The sequence below is a fragment of the Streptomyces sp. NPDC050448 genome, assembly GCF_040655295.1.
Taxonomy (GTDB): domain Bacteria; phylum Actinomycetota; class Actinomycetes; order Streptomycetales; family Streptomycetaceae; genus Streptomyces.
In genome coordinates this window covers 146345-171527 of sequence record NZ_JBFAJR010000004.1, presented here as the reverse complement: position 1 = coordinate 171527, position 25183 = coordinate 146345, and the positions used below count along the sequence as shown (strand labels likewise).

The following is a 25183-nucleotide window of genomic DNA, read 5'->3' as shown; positions in this document are numbered from 1 at the left end:
CAAGCCGGTCTCTGCGGCGGCCCCGGCCAAGCCGGTCTCTGCGGCGGCCCCCGCCAAGCCGGTCTCTCCGGCGGCTCCCGCGGCCCCCGGCACCCACTCACCGCGCTGAGGGGCGGCGGCCCCCGGGAGCGCCGTGTGCGCGCTCCGTGGACAGGCCGCCGGGAAGCAGGAGCAGGGTCAGCACCGCGCCGGCGGCGAAGATCGCCGCCGATGCCGTGAAGACCGTGTGGTAACCCTCCAGGGCAGACCGCGCCATCAGGTCCGGCGTGGGCTGCCGGCCCGCCAGGGAGCGGGCGATGGCTCCGGCGGCAAGGGTGCTCATGAGCGCCGTGCCGACGGAGCCGCCCGTCTGCCGCATGGCGTTGACCGTCGCGGATCCGACGCCGGCGTCCCGCGGGTCGATGCCCGCCGTGCCGAGGTTCATCGCGGCCGCCGTGATCAGGCCCATGCCCAGCCCCGTGGCCACCTGGCCCGGCAGGACGTCGACGACGAACGTGCCGGTCGCCGTCAGGTTCGTCATCCAGGCCATGCCGCACGCCGACAGCAGCATGCCGGTGACGATGCGCGGGCGCCCGCCGATCCTGCCGAGCAGCCCCATGTTGCTGCCGATCGCGCTGAGCATGGTGCAGCCGGACATCGGCATGAAGGCCAGGCCGGTCTTGGCAGGGCTGTAACCGCGGGTGTGCTGGAGGTAGTACGTGAGGAACAGGAACACCCCGAACATGCCGACCCCGGTGATGAACACCGCCGTGAGCGCCGTACCCCGGACCCGGTCGAGCACGATCCGCAGCGGCAGCAGCGGGTGCGCGCTGCGGCGCTGCCACCAGACGAACGCGGTGAGCAGGACGGTGCCGGCGGCCAGGAAGCCCAGCGTGTGCACCGACTGCCAGCCGTGGGAGCCGGCCTTGGCGAGGCCGTAGACCAGGCAGAAGAGCCCGGACGAAGCCAGTACCGTGCCCGGCAGGTCCAGCCGGGGAGGGGTGGACGGCGCAGGCCGCTTGAGCAGCAGCACACCCCCGACGACGGCGACGGCGGCGAAGAGCAGGTTCACGTACATGGTCGAGCGCCAGCTCAGGTGCTCGGTGAGGAACCCGCCCAGCAGCAGCCCCACGGCGCCCCCCGACGCGGCGAGCGACCCGAACACGCCGAAGGCCTTGCCGCGTTCGGCGGGGGCGGAGAACGTGGTGGTGAGCAGCGAGAGCGCGGCCGGAGCGAGCAGCGCCGCGAAGACGCCTTGCAGGGCGCGGGCGGTGACGAGGACCCCGAAGGTGGCCGCGGCGCCGCCGAGCGCGGAGGCCGAGGCGAAGCCGATCTGCCCGATGAGGAAGGCCCGCCGCCGCCCGAACAGGTCGGCCAGCCGCCCGCCGAGCAGCAGGAGGCTTCCGAAGGTGATCGCGTACGCGGTCACCACCCACTGCCGTTGGTCGTCGGAGAACCCGAGGTCGGCCTGGGCGGAGGGCAGGGCGATGTTCACGATGGTGGCGTCGAGGACGACCATGAGCTGGGCGAGGCCGACGATGGCGAGGACCCACCACCGGTGCGGATCAGGCCGTGCTGCGGCGTCGGGGACGACTGGGGAGGTGCTGGTTCCGGGACGGGTCGGCTCTGCGGACATGGTGGTACTCCATGGGTTCCGCTCGTTCTCGCTGGCGAGAGTGCGTGCGCGTGTGCGTGTGCGTGGACTGTCTGGTTCGACGATGCGTGAGACGGCCCCGTCACCCGCGCGCCACGCCACGATGCCGTCCGGATGGACCAGTGGAGCGTTCGCTTCTTCTACCGTTTCCCCTTGTTCTCCTTCCCCTTGTCGTCCTTCCTCTTGTCGTCCTTCTTCCTCTTGCGAGGGGTCCCGGCCGGGCGCCCGGCGTGGAGTTCCAGCGGGCCACTGCCCTCGGAGCGGGCGCGCAGGCAGGCCTCGATCTGGCGACGCAGGGACGGTTTGACCAGGGCGCGCAGCTCCGAGGCCGGCACCGCCCGCCAGCGGAGCAGTTCGAAGGGGGCGAGCCGGATCCGGGCCAGGGTGGCGGCATCGAGGACCCCGCCGTCGTAGAGGAAGCGGATACGGGCCGGGTAGCCGGGCTTGTGGGCCCAGTTGACGCCGAGCAGCCGGCCCGGTTCGAGGTCGAGGCCGAGTTCCTCCTGCACCTCCCGGCGGGCGGCGGCCCGGGGGGTCTCGCCCAGGTCGCTGTCGATCCCGCCGCCCGGCAGGTTCCAGCGGTCCGGCCTGCCGTACGTGGGCTCCACCAGCAGGATCCCGCCGGCGGCGTCGGTGTACAGCACGCTCGCCGCGGTGAGGGCCTTGGGACGGGCGGCCCGGTGGCTCGCGGCGTCGAAGGAACCGGCGTGTTCGAGGGCCGTGCGCCGCACCGGGTCCAGGCCGGCCGGGGAGCCGGGCTGGGCCACGCCGTCGACGAGGTGCGCGAGGGAGCCGGAGTACAGGGCGGCCAGGCCGGCGCGCAGCCGGGGCGCGATCCGGGCGGGCAGCGCCGCGTACGCCTCGTCCGGCGGGAGCCAGCGGGCCGCGGCGACCTCGCCGTCCGCGAAGGAGATCGCGGCGGCCTGCTCGGGCGAGAGAGGCCCGACGAGGTGGACGTGGGCGACGAGGGAGCGGCCCAGGGAGCCGGGCCGCCGGGAGTCCACGGCGAGCAGCCGCCCGACCGGCACGGAGAGGTCCAGCTCCTCCTTCAGCTCGCGGGCCAGTCCTTCCTCCGGAGTCTCGGTGTCCTCGACCGTGCCGCCCGGCAGTTCCAGGTCCTCCTTGTACGACGGCGTCAGTACGAGGACCCGCCCGTCGGAGTCCAGCACGATCCCGGTGGCGGCGACGAGCGGGGACGGCCGGGCGGCGTAGTACGCACGCACCGCGTCGGGGGAGGGACGGTCGGACGGGCGGTCGGGCACTGCGGGACTCCTGTGGTCGTGCGGCGGTACGGGGCGGATCCGTACTCCGCGCGGGCCCGCCGTGCTCGGCGGTCAGGCCCGGGCCAGGAGCATCCCGCCCATCGTGACCATGGTCGCCGCCACGAGCCCGTCCAGCACCCGCCAGGCCGAGGGGCGGGTGAGCAGGCCGCTGAGCAGCCGGGCACCGTAGCCGAGGGTGCCGAACCAGATCAGGCTGGCCAGCCCGGCCCCGATGCCGAAGGCCCAGCGCAGGTCGCCGCGGTCGGCGGCGAGGGAGCCGAGCAGCAGGACGGTGTCGAGGTAGACGTGCGGGTTGAGCCAGGTCATGGCCAGGCAGGTCAGCACCGCCCGGCGACGGGACCCGGCGGTGGCCCCCGTGGTGTCCAGGGCGGCGCCGGGGGTGGGCCGCAGCACCCGGCGGGCGGCGAGGATTCCGTAGCAGACGAGGAACCCGCCGCCGGCGATGGCGACCGCGGTCAGGGCGGCCGGCCAGGCGGTGACGAAGGCGCCGACCCCGGCCACGCCGAGGGCGATCAGGACCGCATCGGAGACGGCGCAGATCGCGACCACGGCGAGGACGGCGTGCCGGCGTGCGCCCTGCCGCAGGACGAAGGCGTTCTGCGCGCCGATGGCGACGATGAGGGAGAGTCCGGTGCCGAAGCCGGCGAGTGCCGCCGTGATGATGCCGTGTGTCATGTCTCCGACCGTAGGCAACGGCGTGGTTTCAGTACAGCTAAAGATTTTTACGTACCCTTAGCGATCGTGATGGAAGAACTTCCCCTGGACCAGGTACGGACCCTGCTCGCCGTGGTCGACGAGGGCACCTTCGACGCGGCGGCCGCAGCCCTGCACGTGACCCCGTCCGCCGTCAGCCAGCGGGTCAAGGCGCTGGAGCAGCGGACCGGGCGGGTGCTCCTGATGCGGACGAAGCCGGTACGCGCGACCGAGTCCGGGCAGGTGGTGGTCCGGTTCGCCCGGCAGCTGGCCCGGCTGGAGCGGGACGCACGCGCCGAGCTCGGGATGGCGCAGGAGTCGGGCGGCCCGGTGCGGGTGCCGATCGCCGTCAACGCGGACTCGCTCGCGACCTGGTTCCTGCCGGCGCTCACGCAGGTGCCGCAGGATCCGCCGGTCTTCTTCGAACTGCACCGGGAGGACGAGTCGCATACGACGGCGCTGCTGCGGGAGGGCCAGGTGATGGCGGCGGTCACCTCCTCGCCGGACCCGGTGGCGGGGTGCACCGTCCGCAGGCTCGGGCTGGCGCGGTACCTGCCGGTGGCCAGTCCCGGGTTCGCGGCACGGCATCTGACCGGGGCGATCGAGGACGGACTGCGGGAGGCCCCGGTGATCGTGTTCGACCGGCGGGACGTGCTCCAGGACGTGTTCGTACGGTCGCTGACCGGCGATCGGGACGCCGGGGCGGGGCCCCTGCGCCACTACGTGCCGACCTCGGAAGGGTTCTGCGACGCGGTGGCGGCCGGGCTGGGCTGGGGACTGGTACCGCAGCCGCAGGCGGAGCCGCTGGTGCGCGCGGGGGAGCTGGTGCTGCTGGCGCCTCGGCGGCCCTTGGACGTGCCGCTGTACTGGCAGCAGTGGAAACTCGACTCCCCGGCGCTGTCGACGGTGGCGGAGGTGATCGCGGCCGCGGCGGCCGAGGCACTCCGCCAGGACGGGGCCCGGCACCCGTAAGCTGCGGCCATGGAGTCCTACACGATCGGCCAGGCTGCGCGGCTGCTCGGCGTGAGCGTCGACACGGCGCGGCGCTGGGCGGATGCCGAGCGGTTCCCCACCCGCAGGGAGGGCACGCGGCGGATGGTGGACGGGCCGGACCTGGCCGCGTTCTGCGTGGAGGCCGCCCAGGAGGGCGACGACGGCGAGGAGGCCCCGTACACCTCGGCGCGCAATGCCTTCCCGGGCATCGTCACGGCCGTGAAGCTCGGCACCGTCGACGCCCAGGTCGAGATCCAGGCCGGGCCCCACCGCATCGTGTCGCTGCTGACCCGGGAGGCGGTGGAGGAACTCGGCCTCGAGGTGGGCGCGCGGGCCGTGGCCCGGGTGAAGTCGACGAGCGTGTTCATCGACCGGCTCTGACCGGAGGGACCTCGGCGGACCACGCCGGGCGTCAACGACCGCGGAGTCCCGCGGCGACCCGCGGCGGTGAGCCGGCCCGGCGGCGTCCCGAGGACGGGGAGGGCGGCGGCGGTGGCAGACTGGCCGCTGATCCGCCGAAGGGAAGTACCTCGTTGTCCATGTTCAGCAACCTGCGCCGGGCCGTGCGCCGCGGCTACCGGCGGGCCGTCGATCTCAGCCACCCGGCCCGCTCCCCGCTCGGCAGCGCGGTGGTCAACTGCGTGGTCTACGTGGACGGCGCACGGCAGGACGGCTGCGCCGAGGCCGAGGAGGCGCTGCGGCGGGTCCGCAAGACGGGCGACGGGTTCGTCTGGATCGGCCTGCACGAACCGGCCGCGGAGGAACTCGCCGGGCTCGCCGGGCTGTTCGGCCTGCACCCGCTCGCCGTCGAGGACGCCGTGAACGCGCACCAGCGCCCCAAGGTGGAGCGGTACGACGACATACTGTTCTCCGTCTTCAAGACCGTGCGCTACGTGGAGCACGAGGAGCTCACCGCGACGAGCGAGGTGGTGGAGACCGGCGAGCTGATGGTGTTCACCGGCAACGACTTCGTCATCACCATCCGGCACGGCGGCCGCGGCACGCTCGGCCCGGTCCGCGAGAGCCTGGAAGCGGCACCGGACCAACTGGCCAAGGGGCCGGCGTCGGTTCTGCACGCCATCGCCGACCATGTCGTCGACGACTACGTGGCCGTCACGGACGCGGTGCAGAACGACATCGACGCCGTCGAGACCGCGGTGTTCAGCGAGTACGGCGGCCGCGGCGACGCGGGCCGCATCTACCAGCTCAAGCGCGAACTGCTGGAACTGCGCCGGGCGGTGGCCCCGCTGAGCCGGCCGCTCCACCACCTGGCCACGCAGCCGATACCGGTCATCCCGGCGGAGGTCCGCGCGTACTTCCGCGACGTCGCCGACCACCTGACCCGGGCCACCGACCAGATCGGCGCGTACGACGCCCTGCTCGACTCCATCCTGCAGGCGCACCTCGCGCAGGTGACCGTCGCGCAGAACGAGGACATGCGCAAGATCACGGCGTGGGCGGCCATCGTCGCCGTGCCGACGATGGTCTGCGGGATCTACGGCATGAATTTCGACAACATGCCCGAGCTGCACTGGACGTACGGCTACCCGATCGTGGTCGGCGTCATGGCCCTCGCCTGTTTCGCCATCCACCGGGGCTTCCGCCGCAACGGCTGGCTCTGACCGGAGCCGGGCCCCCCGGGATCGAGGCCAGGGGACCCGCGCGCCGAACACCGCGATCGGGGCGCGGGGATCTCCCCTTCATCCCACGGGACTGCGCGGCGCGAGAGCCGCACACGCCGGCCGGTCTCCGTGGTGTGCCGCCAGTCGGGCAATCGGGCGGGTCCGAGGGCACTGGTCCCCGGTACGAAAACCGGCCACGGCGCGCCTCGCGCGTTGGTCGATGAACCAGCAGCCCCACCGGCACACACGGGTGTGCGCGGGTCTTGAGCTGTCGCGAATTCTGGTAGTAAAGTTTCCTAACGAAATCGGGTAAGCCTCAACTCCCCCATGGAGGTCTTGTGTTCACCCCCCACCGCAAGAGGATGGCCGTCGGCGCCCTGCTCGGCGGCGCGCTGCTCGCCGTACCGGTGACCGCCCACGCCACCGCGGCACCCGCACCCGCACCCGCTTCCGCATCCGCCGCCGCAGTGTCGGCCGCGGCCGTCGGGCTCGACGATCCGGCGAAGAAGGACGTCGCCATGCAGCTCGTCTCCAGTGCGGAGAACTCCTCGCTGGACTGGAAGGCGCAGTACAAGTACATCGAGGACATAGGCGACGAACGCGGTTACACGGCCGGCATCATCGGCTTCTGCTCCGGCACCGGCGACATGCTCGACCTCGTCGAGTACTACACCCAGGTCAAGCCGGGCAACGTGCTGGCCAAGTACCTCCCGGCCCTCCGCAAGGTGAACGGCACCGACTCGCACGCCGGCCTCGACCCGAACTTCACCAAGGACTGGGCGAAGGCCGCCCAGGACGGCGAGTTCAAGAAGGCCCAGGACCACGAGCGCGACCGGGTCTACTTCAACCCCGCCGTCAAGCAGGGCAAGTCCGACGGGGTCGCCGCGCTGGGCCAGTTCATCTACTACGACGCCATCGTCATGCACGGCGACGGCACCGACTCCACCAGCTTCCGCAACATCCGCAAGCGGGCCCTGTCCAAGGCCAAGCCCCCGTCCCAGGGCGGCAACGAGACCGCCTGGCTCAACGCCTTCCTCGACGCCCGCGTCTGGGCGATGAAGCAGGAGGAGGCGCACAGCGACACCAGCCGCGTCGACACCGCGCAGCGGGTCTTCCTCAGGAAGGGCAACCTGAACCTCAACACCCCGCTCGACTGGAAGGTCTACGGGGAATCGTTCCACATCGGCTGAACCGGCCGGTGAGTCCACGGCGTCCCGTGCCGGGCCCCTGCCCGGCGCGGGACGCCCGTGCGTGCAGGGGTGCATGTCGCAGAGCCGTAACGATGTGGACGCGGACGAGTCTGTTCCGCCCGGGATTCGGCCGTGTACGGGCCGCCGCCGGGCATCCCGGGAGGCTCTCCGGCATCACGAAACGGCTTCTATCGCCAGTGTTTCGTCACCCCGTGTGACCTGGGGCGACCGGTGGGTTCCAAGTGGCTGCCGGTGTCGGTGATTTTGACCGTTGAACCTTGGAAAAGCGGCTCTTTTGACGTCTTGTGAAGTGGCTTGACCGCCACGTAAGCGGGGCATAAGTTCTGCCCCGGCTTGCTCCAGCAGGACGGGCCCACGAACCGTCCTCTGGGGGGACACATGCACTACTACACCGACGTTCTGAAGAAGTACACCGTCTTCTCCGGCCGCGCCCGCCGGCAGGAGTACTGGATGTTCGCCCTCTTCAACGTGGCTGTGCTGATCGTCGTCGCCATCGTCGACAACGCGATCGGCACGTACCCGCTCCTCTACGCGATCTACGCGCTGGCCGTCTTCCTCCCGGGTCTCGCCGTAGGCGTCCGCCGCCTGCACGACACCGGCAAGTCCGGCTGGTGGCTGCTGATCGCCCTCGTCCCGCTGATCGGCGGCATCTGGCTCCTCGTCCTCATGGCGACCGAGGGCCAGCCGCAGCCGAACGAGTACGGCCCGAACCCGAAGGCCGTCCAGGCCTGACCAGGCCCGTACGCCTGAGTGCCTGAGCGCCGCCACTGGCTGGAAAACAGCCGGTGGCGGCGTTTTCGCCGTTCTGAGGAGTCCCGCGGGGCCCCGGGTGACGCGCGTCTCTTCGAGACTCGGGCAGGGGGCTGTCCGGACCGGCCCGATCACGAGATATCTTGATGTCGAGCAATGTTGCAGACGAGAGACGCAGACTGTGGAGCGGAGCATCCGGTGACTGACTCGACCATCATCTACACGCACACTGACGAGGCCCCGGCCCTCGCGACGTATTCCTTCCTGCCTGTGATCCAGGCGTACGCGTCGACGGCCGGTGTGAATGTCGAGACGCGTGACATCTCCCTGGCCGGTCGGATCATCGCCAGCTTCCCCGAGCACCTCGAGGAGGGCCAGCGGATCGCCGATGCCCTCGCCGAGCTCGGCGAGCTGGCCAAGACGCCGGAAGCCAACATCATCAAGCTGCCCAACGTCTCGGCTTCGATCCCGCAGCTGAAGGCCGCGGTCGCCGAGCTCCAGGGCCAGGGCTACGCGCTCCCGGACTACCCGGACGACCCGAAGACCGACGAGGAGCGCGAAATCCGCGCCCGCTACGACAAGATCAAGGGCAGCGCCGTCAACCCGGTCCTGCGTGAGGGCAACTCCGACCGCCGCGCCCCTGCCTCGGTCAAGAACTACGCCAAGGCCCACCCGCACCGCATGGGTGCCTGGACCTCCGAGTCGAAGACGAACGTCGCCACCATGGGCGCCGACGACTTCCGCTCCACCGAGAAGTCCGCCGTGATCGCCGAGGCCGGAACGCTCCGCATCGAGCACGTCGACGCCGACGGCGCCACCACCGTCCTGCGCGCGTCCGTACCGGTCCTCGCCGGTGAGGTCGTGGACGCGTCCGTCCTGCACGTCGACGCCCTGCGCACCTTCCTGAACGACCAGATCGAGCGCGCCAAGGCCGAGAACGTCCTGTTCTCCGTGCACCTCAAGGCCACGATGATGAAGGTCTCCGACCCGATCATCTTCGGCCACGTGGTCCGCGCCTTCTTCCCGAAGACCTTCGCCCGCTACGGCGAGACCCTGGCCGCCGCCGGCCTCTCCCCGAACGACGGCCTCGGCACCATCCTGAACGGCCTGGGCGCGCTGCCCGACGCCGACGCGATCAAGGCCTCCTTCGACGCCGAGATCGCCGAGGGCCCGACCCTCGCGATGGTCGACTCGGACAAGGGCATCACCAACCTGCACGTCCCGTCCGACGTCATCGTCGACGCCTCGATGCCGGCCATGATCCGCACGTCCGGCCACATGTGGGGCCCGGACGGCAACGAGGCCGACACCCTCGCCGTCCTCCCGGACAGCAGCTACGCGGGCGTCTACCAGGTCGTCCTCGACGACTGCCGCGCGCACGGCGCCTTCGACCCGTCCACCATGGGCTCGGTGCCGAACGTCGGCCTCATGGCCCAGAAGGCCGAGGAGTACGGCAGCCACGACAAGACCTTCGAGATCGCCGCCGCGGGCACCGTCCGCGTCGTCGACGCCGCGGGCAACACGGTCCTGGAGCAGGAGGTCGCGGCCGGCGACATCTTCCGCGCCTGCCAGACCAAGGACGCGCCGATCCAGGACTGGGTCAAGCTCGCCGTCACCCGCGCCCGCGCCACCGGCGTCCCGGCCGTCTTCTGGCTCGACGAGGGCCGCGCGCACGACGCGCAGCTGATCGCCAAGGTCAAGACGTACCTCGCCGGCCACGACACCGACGGTCTCACCATCGAGATCCTCTCCCCGGTCGAGGCCACCGCGTACTCCCTGGAGCGCATCCGCCGCGGCGAGGACACCATCTCGGTGACCGGCAACGTGCTGCGCGACTACCTCACCGACCTCTTCCCGATCCTGGAGCTGGGCACCAGCGCCAAGATGCTGTCGGTCGTCCCGCTGATGAACGGCGGCGGCCTCTTCGAGACCGGCGCCGGCGGCTCCGCCCCGAAGCACGTCCAGCAGCTGGTCAAGGAGAACTACCTGCGCTGGGACTCCCTCGGTGAGTTCCTCGCGCTGGCCGTCTCCTTCGAGCACCTCGCGACCACCACCGGCAACGCCCGCGCCCAGGTGCTGGCCGACACCCTGGACCGCGCGACCGGCACCTTCCTCAATGAGGACAAGTCGCCGAGCCGCAAGCTGGGCGGCATCGACAACCGCGGCAGCCACTTCTTCCTCGCCCTGTACTGGGCGCAGGAGCTGGCCACGCAGACCGACGACGCCGAGCTGGCCACCGCGTTCGAGGCGCTCGCCAAGACGCTGGGCGAGCAGGAGGAGACCATCGTCGCCGAGCTCATCGCCGTCCAGGGCTCCCCGGCCGACATCGGCGGGTACTACCAGCCCGACGCCGCCAAGGCCTCGGCGGTCATGCGGCCGTCCGCGACCTTCAACCAGGCGATCGCGACCCTCGCGTAAGGTCCGCAGGACCTGTTGGGTTCCGCCCCGGTCGGCAGCCGCCGACCGGGGCGGAACCGTCTGCGGCCCCGTACGCCTCCTCCACACGCCGGAAACCTGTTGCGGGGCGGCCCGGCCGACGGCTAGGAAGTCCCCGTGATCCAGGGAACTCTGGCCGGGCTGCGCGCCCGGCACGCCGACGACGTCGCCGTACTCCATGCCGAGCTGTACGAGGACGTGGCGACCCGCTCGCGCGCCGACTCGCGGCCCTGGCGCCCGCTGGCCGCCTCGGGTGGCCACTCCCCGTACGAGCCCGCCGCCCCGGCCGACGACGCGGCCGTCTTCTCGGTGGTCGACCGTGCGACGGGCGAGCTCGCCGGGGAAGCGCTGCTGTGGGGCATCGACACCCACAACCGCTGCGCCCACCTCGGCATCTCCCTGCGCCCCGGCAGCCGCGGCCGCGGCTTCGGGGCGGAGGTGGTCCAGCTGCTGTGCCACTACGGGTTCACCGTGCGCGGGCTGCACCGGCTCCAGGTGGACACCCTCGCCGACAACGGCGCCATGATCGGCGCCGCGACGCGCGCGGGCTTCACCCTGGAGGGCACGCTGCGGCGTTCCGCCTGGGTGTCCGGGGCCTTCGTCGACGAGGTGGTCCTGGGGCTGCCGGTGGAGGAGTGGAAGCAGCAGGCTCACGTGCAACAGTGAGCACTGGCACCGATATTGAGGGTGCGTTAGCGTGCCGCCGGGGATCCTGGGGGGAGAACTGGTGGCACATCGCGACAACCCGTCCTGCGCGGGAATCGGCTGCGCGGGCTACCTGCTGCTCAATGTCGTGGCCGGGCGGCGCAGGCCGGGATGCCGTACACGACGGCCCACTGGCCGGCGCCCGGGCGAGGTCTGGGTGGCCATGGTGCCCCTGCGGGAGGACCCGCAACAGCAGCCGCGGCACTACTGCGTGGTCCTGGCGACCGGGTCGGGCGGTGCCCGGGTCGCCCAGATCACCAGCAAGGACAAGGACGGCCGGCGCGACCACATCCGGATCCCGAACCACGGCTGGGACGAGGTCTCGGGCCGCCCCCACCGGGTGGAGATCGGCCGCGAGCCGCGTGTGGTGCCCTACCGCAGATTCCTCAGGTCCCGGCCCCAGGGCCCGTGCCCGGATGTGGTCTGGGCCCAGCTCCGGGCCCGCCTCCCGGCCGTCCCCGCGACCGCGGGGACGCCTGCGCGGAGGGCTTTCCGTCCCCCGGCTGCTGAAGCGGATCCTGCGCAAGTACCGGGGCTGACGAGACCGTGCCCGGCGGCCGGGCTGCCGCCCGGTCGCCGGTCAGTCGGCCAGGTGGACCTCCAGCGCCGTCCGCACGGCCGACTCCAGCGCGCCCTCGATCCAGGCCGGCTTGACGGACGTGTGGCAGCCGGCGAAGTGCAGCCGGCCCTCGGGGCGGCGTACGTGCGGGAACAGCTCGGTGTGCTGCCCCGGCAGCAGCACCGAGGCCTCGCCGTACGCGTACGGGTCGCGCATCCACGACTGGGTCGCGCCGACGCCGGTGTAGAACACCTCGATCCGCTGCCCGTACACCTCCTGCAGGCCGGCCAGGGCCCGCGGATAGCGCTCGGCGTCCTCGAAGGCGTCCCACTTCAGGGCGTCGTCGGCCCAGCTGTACGAGGCCAGGACCACTCCGCCCGCACTGCCCTCCACGGGGTGCGAGGGCTGGAACATGAAGCGGTTCGCGTTGTCGGTGGTGGAGCCGCCGCCGACCACGCCGGCGGCCTCCGGCTGGTCCCGGGCGACGAGCCGGCTGGCCGCGTAGTGCGCGCGCTGCGCCTGTGTGACATGCCCCTTCGGCGCGGACGGATGGGCAGCCAGCAGCGAGCCGTCGCCCGGCGTCCGGCCCAGCTGGTAGTCGGCGTACAGGCCCTTGCGCACGGCCTCCAGCTCGCGCTTCCAGTCGGCCTCGGTGAACTCCCACCAGCGGCGGCTGAATTCGAGCAGCACCTTCGTCGCCGCGTCGTAGTGCAGCTCGGTGACCGCGCGCCGCTTGCCGTACGAGAGGGCGGGCGTGACCGGGATGTGCCGCAGCCCGGAGAAGGGCACGGTGACGATGGCGATGTCACCGGTGAAGGTCTCCCGCACCACCGGGCGGCCGCCGCGGCCTTCCGAGACCGTCTCCACGGTGACCGACTTCTGCGCCGGGTCCTGGGCGATCCGGGTGACGCGCCGGTCGAGCCGCACCAGGTCCTTGACCCGGGCGTACATCGCGTCGGCCAGTGTGCCGGTGCCGTCGGGGAGTTCGAAGAAGGCGGTGTCCGGGCTGATCAGGGCGGAGGAGATGAAGGAGTGCAGGAAGGTGAGGTGGAGCCGGGAGGTGAGGTTCTCGACGGTGCCGATCAGGTCGACGGTCTGCTCGTCCAGCTTGGCCTCGTCGTTGAGGTAGCGGTACATCGACATGTGGCCGTAGCGCTGGATCACCTGCGCCCAGCCCTCGACGAGCGCGCGGCCCACCTTGCCGTCGATCAGCTTGCGTACGGGGGCCAGGGCGCCGCGTACGATCTGCGAGGCCGGGATGCTCTCGTAGGCGGCGGGGACCCCGAAGGAGCGGTTGACGGCACGCGGGTCGCGCGCGTAGTCGGCGCGCCGGACCCGGATGCCGTTGACGAGGATCCAGGTGCGGTACGCGGGGCGGCCCGAGCCGTCCACGTCGACCAGGTGGAAGGGGCGGCGCTTCAGCCCCAGGCCGTCCATCAGCCCGGTCACCAGCGGGTGGCTGTCGGGGATGCGCATGGCGCCGGCCTCGGCGTACTGCTTGGGGTCGGCGAAGGGCGCCGCGGCCTGCTCGTGGCCGCCCGTACGGAAGGTCTTGATGCGGCCGCCGACGCGGTTGGCGTTGGCCTCGATCACGGTGACCCGGTGGCCGGCGGAGCGCAGCAGGTGGGCGGCGGTGAGGCCGGCCGGGCCGGCGCCGATGACGAGCACCTTCTTGGGGGCCCGGCGGGAGCGGGGCAGTCCGGTCTTCAGCAGGACGTCGGAGTAACGGGGCACCAGGGGCTGGTCGTTGTCGTCCAGGACCAGGACGGCGCGGGCGACCGACAGGCAGGTCTTCCAGTCGGCGGAGGGAGCCGCGGCCGGTGCGAGACCGGGTACGAGGCCGGGTGCAGGCGCGGGCGCGAGGGCCGGCGCGGTCGCCGAGGAGGCCGGACCGGCGGTGGCGATCGCGCCGGCCACCGCGAGGGCGCCCGCGCCCGCTCCGGCGAGCAGGGTGCGCCGGGTGGTCGCGCCGGCGGTGGGGGAGTCCGCTGCGGGGGAGTCGGGTTCAATGATCATGGGCCCACCCTCGGGGCGGCCGGGAGGCCTCGTGGACCGGACGCGCGTAGACCGGGCCCGAACCACTCGAAGGTGGTCAACCCGGTGCTGACTGCGCACAGTTGGAGCCGCCCGACGTTCCCGGATCGAGGCGCTCGGATCAGCGGCGCCCGGATCAGCGGCGCCCGGATCAGAGGCGGTGCACGCGTTCCCCCTCGAAGGCCAGCGGGGACCGGCCCGCGGCCAGGATGCGCAGCCCCGGGGCCGCGGTGAGCAGGTTCCGCAGCCAGGCCAGCGTCTCCGGCGCGAGCAGCTCAGTGCCGTCCAGGACGAGCAGCATGTCCCGCTCCGCGAGCCACGAGACGGCGTTCGCCGTCCCGCACGGCAGGAAGGTCATGCCCGGTACGCAGCCCAGCGCGGCCGTCAGCTCGCGCAGGCCGAACGGGCGGTCCAGCGCGACCACGGCGACGCCGTCGCAGAAGTTGGACGAGAGCCGCTCGGCGATCTCGCGTACCAGCAGGCTCCGGGGCTCCCGGAACCGCCCGGTGATCGTCAGGACCCGTCCGCGCCGGACGGCGGTGAGCAGTCTGGACAGCTCGTCGGACGTCGCCGGCAGCGTGCCGGCACGGCCTGATTCCCTCATCGGCACGATGCCCCCCATTGCATGCGTGTCCATGCGCGGCCAAGGGTTCTTTCGAGCCGCGTAGCGATGATTATGCGTCAGTTCTGACGGAAGGCCAGGGGAATGTCGGATTCCGGAGAAGGGCCCCGGCCGCCCCCGTGCCGCCCGGCGGCGCGGGGGCGGCCCGCCGGGACCGCTCCGTCGCCGCCGTCACGCCACCCGGCCCGGTGCGGAGCCCGGGGCAGTGCCCCGGCCGCCGCCACCGGTTCCGTTCGCCGCGCGTGGTGCCGTTTCAGGTCCTCCTCCCGGTAGCGCCGGGTTCCCGCGTGCCAGGTGGCGATCGCGGCCATCCACTGCTTGAGCTCTTCCGCGTACCGGTCCAGCGCCGTCCGCGCCGCCGCGTCCAGCCCGAAGTCCCGGTACATGGCGGGGAACTCCTTTTCCAGCACGTGCTCGAACTGCTTCGTCCGCGACGTCATCAGATCGTTCACGACCCCGAGCGCCGCCCGGTAGTCGCAGCCGAAGAAGGTCTCCGTGACGACCAGCATGTTGAGCAGCTCGCCCTCGTACTCCACCTCCTTCTGGTACGAGTACACGTCGTTCATCAGCGCCGAGTAGTCGAACGCGGCCGTAGGCCGCGCTGCCCGGCCCTGAGGGTCCGGCCCCTGCGAACGGTTGTCCGGCAGCCGCCGATCGGCTCTACTGCTGTGCAGTCCCGCACCCGGGACGCACTGCAGGGGAGGGCACCCACGATGAGTTCGCACCGCCGCCGCCCGGGCTTCCGGGGCCGGCCGCTGCTGACCCTGCTGCTCGCCGCCTTCCTGCTCGTCGGCGTCTGCGCCGCCACCGGCATCGCCTGGGACCCCTTCACCACCGGCTCCCGCCAGAACGTCTCCGCGCCCGGGATCGGCACGCCCTGGCCGGCCGGACCCGAAGCGAGCGCCGGGAGCGCCGCACCCGGCGCTCCCGGCCCCGCCTTACCCGCACCCGGCCAGAGCCCGGCCGGCCGGGGCCAGGGTACGGGCGGCACCCCGGGCGCGGCGGACACCGGTGGCCAACGGCCCGCCGCCGCCCTGCCGTTCGACCTGCCCGAGCCGGCCGCCCTGCGCACCGGCGGCGCGGGCAGGAAGCTGGTGTTCGCGCACTACTTCACCCCGTACCCCCTCTCGCTGGACAACGCGAGCGCCGACGCCGACTACTACACCCGCAACTACCTGAACCCGGCGGGGGAGAACGGCAAGCACGAGCGGTACGGCGGCCTGCTGCGCGACCGGCCGCTGCCCGTCCAGCCCAAGGACGGCAACTGGGAGCTCGCCAACCTCGAGCAGGAGGTGCGCACCGCCCGCGCCGCAGGCCTCGACGGGTTCACCCTCGACATGCTCTCCCTGTCCGGGCAGAACCGGGACCGCGCCCACCTCCTGATGGAGGCCGCCCATGCGGTCGACCCCGCGTTCAAGATCATGCTGATGCCGGACATGACCTCGTTGAACACGGACGACCCGGGCGTGCTCGCCGACGCCGTGGCAGCCCTCGGCAAGGCCCCGGCCGCGCACCGCCTCGCCGACGGCCGGCTCGTCGTCTCCCCCTTCAAGGCGGAGGCGAAGGACGTCGCCTGGTGGACGCAGGTACTCGACCTCCTGGGGACCCGCCACGGCATCCGCGCCGCCTTCGTCCCGACGTTCCTCGACTTCGACGCCAACCACGCACGGTTCGCGCCCATCAGTCACGGCTTCTCCGAGTGGGGCAGCCGCAGCTACGTCGGCCAGGAGAGCGCCACCCGCGACGTGCAGCGGGCCCACGGCATGGGCAAGATCTGGATGCAGCCCGTGTCGGTCCAGGACGCCCGTCCCAACCAGGGGATCTACGACGAGGCCGGCAACACCGCCACGCTGCGCTCCACCTGGACGCACGCCATCGACGACGGCGCCGACTGGGTGCAGCTCACCACCTGGAACGACTACTCGGAGGGCAGCCAGTTCGCGCCCTCCCTGCACAACGGGTACACCTACCTGGACCTGACCTCGTACTACCTGACCAAGTTCAAGACGGGCAGCTGGCCGAAGATCGTCCGCGACACGCTGTACGTCTGCGCCCGCACCCAGTTCGCCGCCGCCGACCCGACCGGCGCCCAGTCACTGCTGATGTCCCCGCGCAAGGGCAGCGCCGCCCCCCGCGACACGGTGGAGGTCCTCAGCTTCCTGACGGCCCCGGCGACCGTCCGTACCGTGGTGGGCGCGGCCCGGGACACGCACGAGGCCCCGGCCGGCGTCCACTCCGAACTCCTCCCGCTGCGGCCGGGCACCAGCTCCGCGGTGGTGGTCCGCGACGGCGAGCCCGGCACCGAGGTGAAACTGCCCTACGCGGCGGACCGCACGGTACAGGTCCAGGACCTGCAGTACTACGCCGTCACCAGCGGGCGCGACTGAATCCCGCCGCAAACCAGTGGCGGCCGTTTTCCCACCGTATGCACGGTTTCGCGCCAGCCGGTACCGTCGAAGAGGTGCGTTCCACCAACCCGCTGCCGCGGCCGCCCGGCCGGGCGGCCGGGCGGCCGCGGATGTCGGCACAGGAACGGGAGCACATGGCAAAGCACAGCGTCAACGCGGCGGCTGCCGCGGCCGCTCTGGTCTGCCTGACGGCGTTCGTCGGGACACCGGGCAGTGCCGCGTCGCCGCACTCCCCGTCGACCGGGCCCGGCCCGACCGCTGCGCCGCGGTTCGTGCCCGGTCCCTGTCCGAAGCCGCCCGAGCCGATCGAGGCGCTGAGCGGCGCGCGGTGCGGTCTCCTGGAGGTACCCGAGAACCGCGCCCGCCCCGGCGGGCGGACCATCAAGCTGCCCGTGGCGGTCATTGCGGCCAAGGCGGCGAAGCCCGCCGCGGAACCCGTCGTGTTCATGGCCGGCGGCCCGGGGTCCGACACGTTCGACGACATCCCCTTCCTCGTCGACTCCGGCCTCAACCGCGATCGCGACCTGATCATCATGGCTCAGCGCGGCAACCTCTACGCCCAGCCGCACCTCGCCTGCCCGGAGATCGACCGGTACAACAGGCAGGCCGTGGGCCTCCGCTACGACACAGAGGCGTCGAAACGGCCCCTGCTGGACGCGGTGAAGAAATGCCGCGACCGCCTGGCGGCCGACGGAATCGATCTGAGCGCCTACAACACCACCGAGAACGCAGCCGACTTCGCCGACCTGCGCACCGCGCTCGGCATCAAGCAGTGGAACGTCTACGGGTACTCCTACGGGACCAACCTGGCCCTCACCTACCTGCGCGAGCATCCCCAGGGCATCCGCGCGGTCGCGATCGACTCCCTCGCCCCTCCGGTGCTCACCGTCCTGCCCGTGACCTGGAGCAGCGCGCAACAGGGCATCGGCGCCATCCTCGACGCGTGCGCGGCCGAGCCCCGCTGCAAGAGCCGCTACCCCGACCTCGACCGCACGCTGACCGAGCAGGTGCGCAAGCTGGAGGCCCACCCGCTGGTACTGAACGCCCGGCCGCCGGGCGGGGGAGACCCGGTCAAGGTCGACCTCGACGGCGGTGCCCTGCTGAACGTGCTCGTGGCCAACGGCGTCAAGCCCGTCGACGTCCCGGCGGCGCTCGACGAACTCAGCCGCGGCCGCCCCCAGCGCTTCGCGCAGGCCCGCGCGGCCGACTCGGCAGGGGCCGTAGGAGTGTGGGGCCACGGCCTGACGGAGTCGGTGGCGTGCAGCGAGTGGGTGCCGGGCTCCTCGGAGGCCGACCTGCTGAACGCGGGGCGCAAGGCCTTCCCCGGATGGCCCGACACGGTCCTCGCCCAGGCACCCCAACTCCCCTTCCAGCACGAAGCGTGCCGCATCTGGAACGTCCCGGACCGCACCGCCGTCCAGCGGGTCGCCACCAAGAGCGCGGTGCCGGCGCTGATCGTCTCCGGCACGTTCGACACGAAGACCGGGGCGAGCATGGCGAAGGACGCCGCCCGAACCCTGTCCCGCTCCACGTCCGTGGTGATCCCCGGGATCGGCCACTGGGTCGTCCCCCAGTCGCCCTGCGCGCAGCAGGTGCTGGCCTCGTTCTTCGCCCGTCCGACCGCGCCCGACACCGCTTGCGCGGCCGATGTGAAGCCGAAACCGTTCACGATCGTCCCGAAGTGACTGGGAGGGCAGATGGCTCTCGACCACGCGCCCCGTCGTCGCCCCGCCGCACCACGGCTGCACGCCAGGTCGGCCGCGGTGGCCACCGGGATCCTCATCACGGGCCTGCTGGCCACACCCGTCCACGCGCAGCACGGCACGGCCACCCCGTCCCCCGGCACCGGCGCGCCGATCGGAACGGTGGCCCGGACGGTGGGCGACGCCCGCTTCGAGCCCGGCCCCTGCCCGAAGACGCCGGAGCCGGTCGCCGCGCTCCAAGGGGCCCGCTGCGGAACGCTCACCGTGCCCGAGAACCGCAGCAAGCCGGACGGCCGGAAGATCACCCTCGGCGTCGCGATCGTGTCGGCGGCGTCCGCCGAGCCGAAGCCCGACCCGATCGTGTGGCTGGCCGGCGGACCCGGCGACGACGCGGTCGGGGAGGCGAAGATGGCGATCGACGGCGGCCTGAACCGCGACCGCGACGTGATCTTCATGTCCCAGCGCGGGACGTACTCGGCCGACCCGGTGTTCACCTGCCCCAACATCGACGAGTTCAACGCCCGCGCCGTCGGCCTCGTCTACGACGCGCCGTCCACCGGGCGGCTGCACGTCGACGCGACGCGGGCCTGCCGCGAGAAACTGGCGGCGACCGGGGCCGACCTCGGCGCCTACAACGACACCGAGAGCGCCGCGGACTACGCGGACCTGCGCGCCGCGCTGGGCATCAAGCAGTGGAACCTGTACGGCATCTCCTACGGCACCCACCTGGCGCTCGTCTCCATGCGCCTGCACCCGGAGGGACTTCGGTCGGTCGGCATCGACGGCATCCTGCCGCCGTCCACGGCAGGGTCCGCCCTGACCTGGAGCGCCGCCAGGCAAGGCTTCGACGGCCTGTTCAAGGCCTGCGCGGACCAGCCCGCCTGCAACCGCCGCTATCCGAACCTGTCGGCCACCTTCGACCGGCTCGTGCGCCGACTCGAAGCCAAACCGGTCACGACCACCGTCACCCTCCCCGGCAACCCGAAGCCGGTGAAGGTCGTACTGGACGGCGGAGCCCTGGTGAACTGGATGACCTCCGCCACCCACGTGGCGCCCCAGGTGCCCCGGGCCCTCGACGAACTGGCACACGGCAAACCGCAGCGGATCGCACAGCAGTGGGCCGGCGGCAAGCTCAGCCCCCAGGCCATCGGCAGGGTCGCGCACGGGCTCGTCTACGGAATCTTCTGCAGCGAGTGGACCCCGTACGAAACCCAGGCCCAGGCGCTCAAGGGCGGGCAGGACGCCTTCCCGACGTTTCCGCGCTCGGTGCAGGCCCAGGCCCCGCAGCTGACCTTCCTCCGGCCGGACTGCAAGGCCTGGAACGTCCCCGCGGCAGCGCCCTCGATCCGTGATGTCACGCGGAGCGACATCCCCACCCTCGCCCTGTCGGGCGGGTTCGACTCGCAGACCGGGGCCGAAAACGGCCCGTACGTCGCCCGCACCCTGCCCAACGCCACCGTCGTCACGGTCCCGTACGAGCCGCACGTGGTGTTCGCCACCTCGACGTGCGCACAAGAGATCGCCGTCTCGTTCTTCGACACTCCGACCGCGCCGAAGACCGGCTGCCTCAAGGGCCTCCGGCCGCCCAAGTTCGAAATCGGCCCCTAGGTTTGCATGGCTCCGGGCGCGATGATGCGGGCGACAGCCGCGCCGCACACCCGGAGGTCCCATGAACCAGCCGCTGCCGATCCAGCCCGCCGAGTTCCCCGGCGGGCGGGCCCTGTTCCGGCTCGATCCCGCCGTCTCCCATCTGAACCACGGGTCGTTCGGCGCCGTGCCGATCCCCGTCCAGGAGGCCCAGACCGCCCTGCGCGAGGAGGCGCATGCCGATCCCGACGCCTTCTTCATCGGCGCCGCGGACCGGATCGCCGGAGCCCGCGCCCGCGTCGCACGGCACTTCGGCGCCGACCCCGAGGGCATCGCCTTCATCGCCAACGCCACCGAGGGCGCCAACCTCGCGCTCGACGCCGTCCCGTTCGCCGACGGCGACGAGATCCTCGTCACCGACCACGGCTACGGCACCGTCGTCGCGGCCGCCGCCCGCCGCGCCCGGGTCACCACCGTCGCCCTGGACCCGTACCTGCCCGACGAGGACGCCGTACGCGAGACCGTCCTGGCCGCACTGACGCCGCGTACCAAGGTGGCGGTGCTCGACCACATCAGCTCGCCCACCGCCCGGCTCATCGCCTCGCCCCGGCTGCTCGCCGACCTGGCCGCCCGCGGGGTCACCACCGTCGTCGACGGCGCGCACGCCCCCGGCATGGTCGCGGACCCCCTCGCCGGAGGCGCCGACTTCTGGTTCGGGAACCTCCACAAATGGGGGTACGCCCCCTCCGGCAGCGCCGTCCTCGCCGTCGCCCCCGGACACCGCAGCCGGGTCCGGGCGCTGGTGCCCTCCTGGGAGGACGCGGACGGGTTCCCCCGCTCCGTCGAGAACCGCGCCACCGCCGACTACACCGGCTGGCTCGCCGCCCCCGAGGGCCTGGACCTCCTCGACCGGCTCGACGCCGGGAAGGTGCGGGCCCACAACAGCGCCCTCGCCGCCCACGGCGCGGCCCTGCTCGCCGAGATCCCCGGGCTCACCCCGCTCCCGTACACCGAGGGCCTCGCGATGCGCGCCCTGCGGCTGCCGCCCGGCACCGCCGAGACCCCGGAGACCGCCCGCGCCCTGCGCGAGCGGATCGCGGCGGAGCAGGGCATCCGGGTGCTGGTCTGGCCCTGGCCGGGCGGCGGCGGCATCCGCGTCTGCGGGCAGGTCTACAACCGCCCCGAGGAGTACGAACGCCTGGCCACCGAGCTCCCGGCCTACGTGGGATGACGCGGCTCAGCCACGCCTGAGCAGGTACGTGTCCATGATCCAGCCCTTGCGGGCGCGGGCCTCGGTCCGGAGTTCCTCGATCCGGCCGGCGACCTCCGCCAGCTTCCCCGAGACCAGGATCTCGTCCGGGGTGCCGACGTAGGCGCCCCAGTAGATGAAGAGGTCCTGGTCGAGGTGGGCTGTGAAGGCGTGCCGCGCGTCCAGCATCACCACCACGTCGTCCACGTCCTGCGGCCAGCCCTCGGCGAGGCGCCGCCCGGTGGTGATCTGGACCGGCCGGCCGACCCGGTTCAGGTTGGTCCGGTGCCGGGCCAGCAGCGAGGAGATGCTGCTGATGCCGGGCACGACCTCGTGCTCGAAGCCCACCCGGCCCCGCTCCAGCACCTCGTCGAGGATGGCGAGGGTGGAGTCGTACAGCGAGGGGTCGCCCCAGACCAGGAAGGCCCCGGTCTCGCCGTCCGCCAGGTCCTCGGCGATGAACCGCTCGAAGATCTCGGCCCGCGCGCTGCGCCAGCCGTCCACCGTCGGCGCGTACCGGTCCGGAGTCCGGTCCCGGTCCGGGTCGCGGCCCTCCACGAGCCGGTGGCCGGGGCGGGCGTGCTCGTCGAGCATCGCGCGCCGCAGCCCGGTCAGATCCGCCTTCTCCTCGCCCTTCTCCAGGATGAGGAATGCGTCCGCCGCGCCGATCGCCTTGACCGCCTGGAGGGTCAGGTGGTCCGGGTCGCCCGCGCCTATGCCGATCACTGAGAACTTCTTCACGCCGCTATTCTGCCCGTCATGCGCGCCGCCCTGTTCGTCACCTGCGTCAACGACGCGCTGTACCCCCGGACCGGCATCGCCGTCGTACGCCTGCTGGAGCGGCTCGGCGTCGGCGTGGACTTCCCGGCGGCCCAGAGCTGCTGCGGCCAGCCGCAGTACAACACCGGCTACCGGCGTGAGAGCGAACCGCTGCTGCGGCGCACCGCCGAGGCCTTCGTGGGGTACCCGTACGTGGTCACCCCGTCGGGTTCCTGCGCCGCGATGGTCCGCACCCACTACCCGCGCATCGGCCGTCAGGCGGAGCAGGAGGGACGGGGCCCGGAGCTGGCGGCGCTGGCCGAGGACCTCGTACCGCGCGTCTACGAGCTGACCGAGTTCCTGGTGGACGTCCTCGGGGTGACCGATGTGGGCGCGTACTTCCCGCACAGCGTCACCTATCACCCCTCTTGCCACGGTCTGCGGGGCCTCGGGCTGGGTGACCGCCCGCGGCGGCTGCTCGCCGCCGTCAAGGGCCTGGACCTGATCGAGCTGCCCGGCGCCGAGGAGTGCTGTGGCTTCGGCGGCACCTTCGCCGTGAAGAACCCGGACGTGTCCGCGGCCATGGGCACCGACAAGACCGGCAGCGCGGCCGGGACGGGCGCGGACGTGCTGTGCGGGGCCGACAACTCCTGCCTGGCCCACCTCGACGGGATCCTGCGCCGCAGGGGACACGGGATGCGGGTCCTGCACCTCGCCGAGATCCTGGCGTCGACGGAGGAGGAACCGCTGCGATGACGGACACGTTCATGGGGATGCCGGCCTTCCCGGACGCGGCACGGGAGGCCGTGGCGGACGGGGTGCTGCGCGCCAACCTCCGCCGCGCCACCCACACCATCCGCGACAAACGGGCCCGGGCCGTCGCCGAGCTGGCCGACTGGGACCGGCTGCGCGCGGCGGGCAAGGCCGTCAAGGACCACACCCTCCGCCACCTCGACCGCTACCTGCTCCAGTTGGAGGAGTCCGTGACGGCCGCGGGCGGCACCGTCCACTGGGCGGCCGACGCGGCCGAGGCCAACCGGATCGTCACCGGGCTGGTCCTGGCCACGGGCCGGCGCGAGGTGGTCAAGGTCAAGTCCATGGCCACCCAGGAGATCGGCCTCAACGAGGCCCTCGAGGCCGCCGGGATCGCCGCGTACGAGACGGACCTGGCCGAACTCATCGTCCAGCTCGGCCACGACCGCCCCTCCCACATCCTGGTCCCGGCCATCCACCGCAACCGGGCCGAGATCCGGGACGTCTTCGCCGCCGAGATGGGCCGCTGGGGCCGCCCCGCGCCGGACGGGCTCGGCGACGACCCGCGCGAGCTCGCCGAGGCCGCCCGCCTCCACCTGCGCGAGAAGTTCCTGCGCGCCGAAGTCGCCGTGTCCGGCGCCAACTTCATGGTCGCCCAGACGGGCACGATGGTGGTCTTCGAGTCCGAGGGCAACGGCCGCATGTGCCTGACGCTGCCCGAGACCCTGATCTCGGTGGTGGGCATCGAAAAGGTCCTGCCGACCTTCCGGGACCTCGAGATCTTCCTCCAGACGCTGCCGCGCTCCTCCACGGCCGAGCGGATGAACCCGTACACGACGATGTGGACCGGCACGACGGACGGCGACGGCCCCTCCGCCTTCCACCTCGTCCTCCTCGACAACGGCCGCACCGACACCCTCGCCGACGAGGTGGGCCGCCAGGCCCTGCGCTGCATCCGCTGCTCCGCCTGCCTGAACGTCTGCCCGGTGTACGAACGCGCCGGCGGCCACGCCTACGGCTCCGTCTACCCCGGGCCGATCGGGGCCATCCTCAGCCCCCAACTGCGCGGCACCGGCAGCGAGATCGACGCCTCGCTGCCGTACGCGTCCACTCTGTGCGGGGCCTGCTACGAGGTCTGCCCCGTCGCCATCGACATCCCCGAGGTCCTCGTCCACCTGCGCGAACGGGTGGCCCAGGGCGGCCCGGTGACCCGCGAGGGCATCCGCGTCCGGGTCCGCCCCGCCCACGGCCACACCGCCGAACGGGCCGCCATGCGTGCGGCCCGGCTGCTCCTGGACCGCCCCGGCGCGCTGCGCGCGGGGGAGCGCCTGCTGGCCCGGGCCCGGCGGCTGCGGCCGAGGCGGCTGCCGGGGCCGGGGCGGGCGTGGACGGACAGCCGGGAGCTGCCGGAGCTCCCGGCGGAGTCGTTCCGGGACTGGTGGGCGCGGAAGCGCGGCGACCAGGGCGACGGGCACGTCCGGAAAGGCAGGCAAGACAGGCAAGACAGGCAAGACCGGCGAAACGGGCTAGATCGGGGAGGGTGGGCATGAGCAGCAGGGACCGCATCCTGGGCCGGATCCGCCGGGCGGTGACGAGCGGACCCGACCCCGTCGTCCCCCGGGACTACCTGCGGGTCCACGGCACCCGTACCCCGGCCGGGACGGCCGACCTCCTCGCCGCCAACCTCGTCGAGTACCGCGCGAAGGTCCACCGCACGGACGAGGCCGGGCTCGCACCGCTCCTCGCACGGCTGCTGGCCGAGCGGGGCGCGCGCGCGGCCCTCGTCCCGCCCGGCCTGCCCCCGTACTGGCTCGACGGTGCGGACGTGCTTCGGGTCCCCGACCGCGCCGCCTCCACCCCGTACGAACTGGACGCGGTGGACAGCGTGGTGACCGGCTGCGCCCTGGCCATCGCCGAGACCGGCACGATCGTCCTCGACGGCGGCCCCGGGCAGGGCCGGCGCCGCATCACCCTGATCCCGGACCACCACATCTGCGTGGTCCGGGTCCCGGACCAGGTGGTCGGCTCCGTGCCGCAGGCACTGCCCCTGCTGGACCCGACGCGTCCGCTGACCTGGATCTCCGGCCCGTCCGCCACCAGCGACATCGAACTCGACCGGGTGGAGGGTGTGCACGGCCCCCGCACCCTGGAGGTGGTCCTGCTGGCCGGACCAGCACAATGAG

21 protein-coding genes are annotated in these 25183 nt (G+C 72.5%); 14 read left to right on the top strand and 7 right to left on the bottom strand.

Annotated elements, in window-relative coordinates; translation table 11 throughout:
* Positions 1 to 97: 97 nt before the first annotated feature.
* From AB0I68_RS07445 to AB0I68_RS07435, 3 genes are all read right to left on the bottom strand, one after another.
* Positions 98 to 1615 (bottom strand): DHA2 family efflux MFS transporter permease subunit, encoded by a 1518-nt coding sequence (locus tag AB0I68_RS07445; RefSeq protein ID WP_363176259.1) that lies wholly within the window; start codon positions 1613 to 1615, stop codon positions 98 to 100.
* Positions 1616 to 1773: 158 nt separating this feature from the next.
* The gene (locus tag AB0I68_RS07440; protein ID WP_363176258.1) at positions 1774 to 2895 is read right to left on the bottom strand and encodes an NUDIX hydrolase; all 1122 of its coding nucleotides are present in this window, start codon (positions 2893 to 2895) and stop codon (positions 1774 to 1776) included.
* Positions 2896 to 2967: 72 nt separating this feature from the next.
* The gene (locus tag AB0I68_RS07435; RefSeq protein WP_363176257.1) at positions 2968 to 3591 is read right to left on the bottom strand and encodes a LysE/ArgO family amino acid transporter; all 624 of its coding nucleotides are present in this window, start codon (positions 3589 to 3591) and stop codon (positions 2968 to 2970) included.
* Positions 3592 to 3660: 69 nt separating this feature from the next.
* On the opposite strand from AB0I68_RS07435, the gene AB0I68_RS07430 reads away from it, so the two are divergent.
* From AB0I68_RS07430 to AB0I68_RS07400, 7 genes are all read left to right on the top strand, one after another.
* Positions 3661 to 4581, top strand: coding sequence for a LysR family transcriptional regulator ArgP (locus AB0I68_RS07430; protein ID WP_363176433.1), 921 nt, complete (start codon positions 3661 to 3663; stop codon positions 4579 to 4581).
* A gap of 9 nt (positions 4582 to 4590) precedes the next feature.
* Positions 4591 to 4983 (top strand): TOBE domain-containing protein, encoded by a 393-nt coding sequence (locus tag AB0I68_RS07425; protein ID WP_363176256.1) that lies wholly within the window; start codon positions 4591 to 4593, stop codon positions 4981 to 4983.
* Between the two features lie 158 nt (positions 4984 to 5141).
* Positions 5142 to 6224: a magnesium/cobalt transporter CorA gene (gene corA / locus AB0I68_RS07420; RefSeq protein WP_363176255.1), complete on the top strand. Its 1083-nt coding sequence runs from the start codon at positions 5142 to 5144 to the stop codon at positions 6222 to 6224.
* Positions 6225 to 6586: 362 nt separating this feature from the next.
* Complete coding sequence (locus tag AB0I68_RS07415) at positions 6587 to 7414, top strand: chitosanase (RefSeq protein WP_363176432.1); 828 nt, start codon at positions 6587 to 6589, stop codon at positions 7412 to 7414.
* Positions 7415 to 7813: 399 nt separating this feature from the next.
* Positions 7814 to 8167 carry a DUF805 domain-containing protein gene (locus tag AB0I68_RS07410; RefSeq protein WP_363176254.1) on the top strand — a complete coding sequence of 118 codons (354 nt, stop codon included), beginning with the start codon at positions 7814 to 7816 and terminating at the stop codon, positions 8165 to 8167.
* Positions 8168 to 8383: 216 nt separating this feature from the next.
* Positions 8384 to 10603, top strand: coding sequence for an NADP-dependent isocitrate dehydrogenase (locus AB0I68_RS07405; protein ID WP_363176253.1), 2220 nt, complete (start codon positions 8384 to 8386; stop codon positions 10601 to 10603).
* Positions 10604 to 10738: 135 nt separating this feature from the next.
* Complete coding sequence (locus tag AB0I68_RS07400) at positions 10739 to 11287, top strand: GNAT family protein (RefSeq protein WP_363176252.1); 549 nt, start codon at positions 10739 to 10741, stop codon at positions 11285 to 11287.
* Positions 11288 to 11906: 619 nt separating this feature from the next.
* On the opposite strand, the gene AB0I68_RS07395 is transcribed toward AB0I68_RS07400, so the two are convergent.
* The 3 genes from AB0I68_RS07395 to AB0I68_RS07385 form a co-directional block, all read right to left on the bottom strand.
* Entirely contained in the window at positions 11907 to 13901 is a 1995-nt protein-coding gene (locus AB0I68_RS07395; RefSeq protein WP_363176251.1) for an FAD-dependent oxidoreductase, read from the bottom strand.
* Positions 13902 to 14070: 169 nt separating this feature from the next.
* Positions 14071 to 14556, bottom strand: a complete 486-nt coding sequence (locus AB0I68_RS07390) for a hypothetical protein (RefSeq protein WP_363176250.1) — start codon at positions 14554 to 14556, stop codon at positions 14071 to 14073.
* A 44-nt stretch (positions 14557 to 14600) separates the two neighbouring features.
* Positions 14601 to 15266, bottom strand: coding sequence for a hypothetical protein (locus tag AB0I68_RS07385; protein WP_363176249.1), 666 nt, complete (start codon positions 15264 to 15266; stop codon positions 14601 to 14603).
* Here AB0I68_RS07385 and AB0I68_RS07380 point away from each other — a divergent pair.
* From AB0I68_RS07380 to AB0I68_RS07365, 4 genes are all read left to right on the top strand, one after another.
* Positions 15255 to 16928, top strand: coding sequence for a glycoside hydrolase family 71 protein (locus AB0I68_RS07380; protein ID WP_363176247.1), 1674 nt, complete (start codon positions 15255 to 15257; stop codon positions 16926 to 16928). The two genes, AB0I68_RS07385 and AB0I68_RS07380, sit on opposite strands and share 12 nt — an antisense overlap.
* A 155-nt stretch (positions 16929 to 17083) precedes the next feature.
* Positions 17084 to 18634 (top strand): alpha/beta fold hydrolase, encoded by a 1551-nt coding sequence (locus AB0I68_RS07375; RefSeq protein ID WP_363176246.1) that lies wholly within the window; start codon positions 17084 to 17086, stop codon positions 18632 to 18634.
* A gap of 12 nt (positions 18635 to 18646) precedes the next feature.
* On the top strand, positions 18647 to 20260 hold the full coding sequence (locus AB0I68_RS07370; RefSeq protein ID WP_363176245.1) for an alpha/beta hydrolase: 1614 nt from the start codon (positions 18647 to 18649) through the stop codon (positions 20258 to 20260).
* Positions 20261 to 20321: 61 nt separating this feature from the next.
* The gene (locus tag AB0I68_RS07365; protein WP_363176243.1) at positions 20322 to 21470 is read left to right on the top strand and encodes an aminotransferase class V-fold PLP-dependent enzyme; all 1149 of its coding nucleotides are present in this window, start codon (positions 20322 to 20324) and stop codon (positions 21468 to 21470) included.
* 6 nt (positions 21471 to 21476) lie between these two features.
* Here AB0I68_RS07365 and cobF read toward each other — a convergent pair whose 3' ends face one another.
* Positions 21477 to 22229 (bottom strand): precorrin-6A synthase (deacetylating), encoded by a 753-nt coding sequence (gene cobF, locus AB0I68_RS07360; protein ID WP_363176242.1) that lies wholly within the window; start codon positions 22227 to 22229, stop codon positions 21477 to 21479.
* 18 nt (positions 22230 to 22247) lie between these two features.
* Here cobF and AB0I68_RS07355 point away from each other — a divergent pair, with 18 nt between their 5' ends.
* Genes AB0I68_RS07355 through AB0I68_RS07345 form a run of 3 tightly spaced genes read left to right on the top strand, consistent with a single transcriptional unit; the run spans position 22248 to position 25182 of the window.
* Positions 22248 to 23003, top strand: coding sequence for a (Fe-S)-binding protein (locus AB0I68_RS07355; RefSeq protein ID WP_363176241.1), 756 nt, complete (start codon positions 22248 to 22250; stop codon positions 23001 to 23003).
* Positions 23000 to 24550: a lactate utilization protein B gene (locus tag AB0I68_RS07350; protein WP_363176240.1), complete on the top strand. Its 1551-nt coding sequence runs from the start codon at positions 23000 to 23002 to the stop codon at positions 24548 to 24550. The genes AB0I68_RS07355 and AB0I68_RS07350 overlap by 4 nt, the downstream gene beginning before the upstream one ends.
* Entirely contained in the window at positions 24547 to 25182 is a 636-nt protein-coding gene (locus AB0I68_RS07345) for an LUD domain-containing protein (protein ID WP_363176239.1), read from the top strand. The genes AB0I68_RS07350 and AB0I68_RS07345 overlap by 4 nt, the downstream gene beginning before the upstream one ends.
* Position 25183 lies beyond the last annotated feature (1 nt).

Bases quoted from the DNA above. Each gene is read 5' to 3' on its own strand.
- AB0I68_RS07445 (WP_363176259.1), bottom strand. From the start codon at position 1,615: ATGTCCGCAGAGCCGACCCGTCCCGGAACCAGCACCTCCCCAGTCGTC.
- AB0I68_RS07435 (WP_363176257.1), bottom strand. From the start codon at position 3,591: ATGACACACGGCATCATCACGGCGGCACTCGCCGGCTTCGGCACCGGA.
- AB0I68_RS07430 (WP_363176433.1), top strand. From the start codon at position 3,661: ATGGAAGAACTTCCCCTGGACCAGGTACGGACCCTGCTCGCCGTGGTC.
- AB0I68_RS07425 (WP_363176256.1), top strand. From the start codon at position 4,591: ATGGAGTCCTACACGATCGGCCAGGCTGCGCGGCTGCTCGGCGTGAGC.
- corA (WP_363176255.1), top strand. From the start codon at position 5,142: ATGTTCAGCAACCTGCGCCGGGCCGTGCGCCGCGGCTACCGGCGGGCC.
- AB0I68_RS07415 (WP_363176432.1), top strand. From the start codon at position 6,587: ATGGCCGTCGGCGCCCTGCTCGGCGGCGCGCTGCTCGCCGTACCGGTG.
- AB0I68_RS07410 (WP_363176254.1), top strand. From the start codon at position 7,814: ATGCACTACTACACCGACGTTCTGAAGAAGTACACCGTCTTCTCCGGC.
- AB0I68_RS07395 (WP_363176251.1), bottom strand. From the start codon at position 13,901: ATGATCATTGAACCCGACTCCCCCGCAGCGGACTCCCCCACCGCCGGC.
- AB0I68_RS07390 (WP_363176250.1), bottom strand. From the start codon at position 14,556: ATGGACACGCATGCAATGGGGGGCATCGTGCCGATGAGGGAATCAGGC.
- AB0I68_RS07380 (WP_363176247.1), top strand. From the start codon at position 15,255: ATGAGTTCGCACCGCCGCCGCCCGGGCTTCCGGGGCCGGCCGCTGCTG.
- AB0I68_RS07375 (WP_363176246.1), top strand. From the start codon at position 17,084: ATGGCAAAGCACAGCGTCAACGCGGCGGCTGCCGCGGCCGCTCTGGTC.
- AB0I68_RS07370 (WP_363176245.1), top strand. From the start codon at position 18,647: ATGGCTCTCGACCACGCGCCCCGTCGTCGCCCCGCCGCACCACGGCTG.
- AB0I68_RS07365 (WP_363176243.1), top strand. From the start codon at position 20,322: ATGAACCAGCCGCTGCCGATCCAGCCCGCCGAGTTCCCCGGCGGGCGG.
- AB0I68_RS07355 (WP_363176241.1), top strand. From the start codon at position 22,248: ATGCGCGCCGCCCTGTTCGTCACCTGCGTCAACGACGCGCTGTACCCC.
- AB0I68_RS07350 (WP_363176240.1), top strand. From the start codon at position 23,000: ATGACGGACACGTTCATGGGGATGCCGGCCTTCCCGGACGCGGCACGG.
- AB0I68_RS07345 (WP_363176239.1), top strand. From the start codon at position 24,547: ATGAGCAGCAGGGACCGCATCCTGGGCCGGATCCGCCGGGCGGTGACG.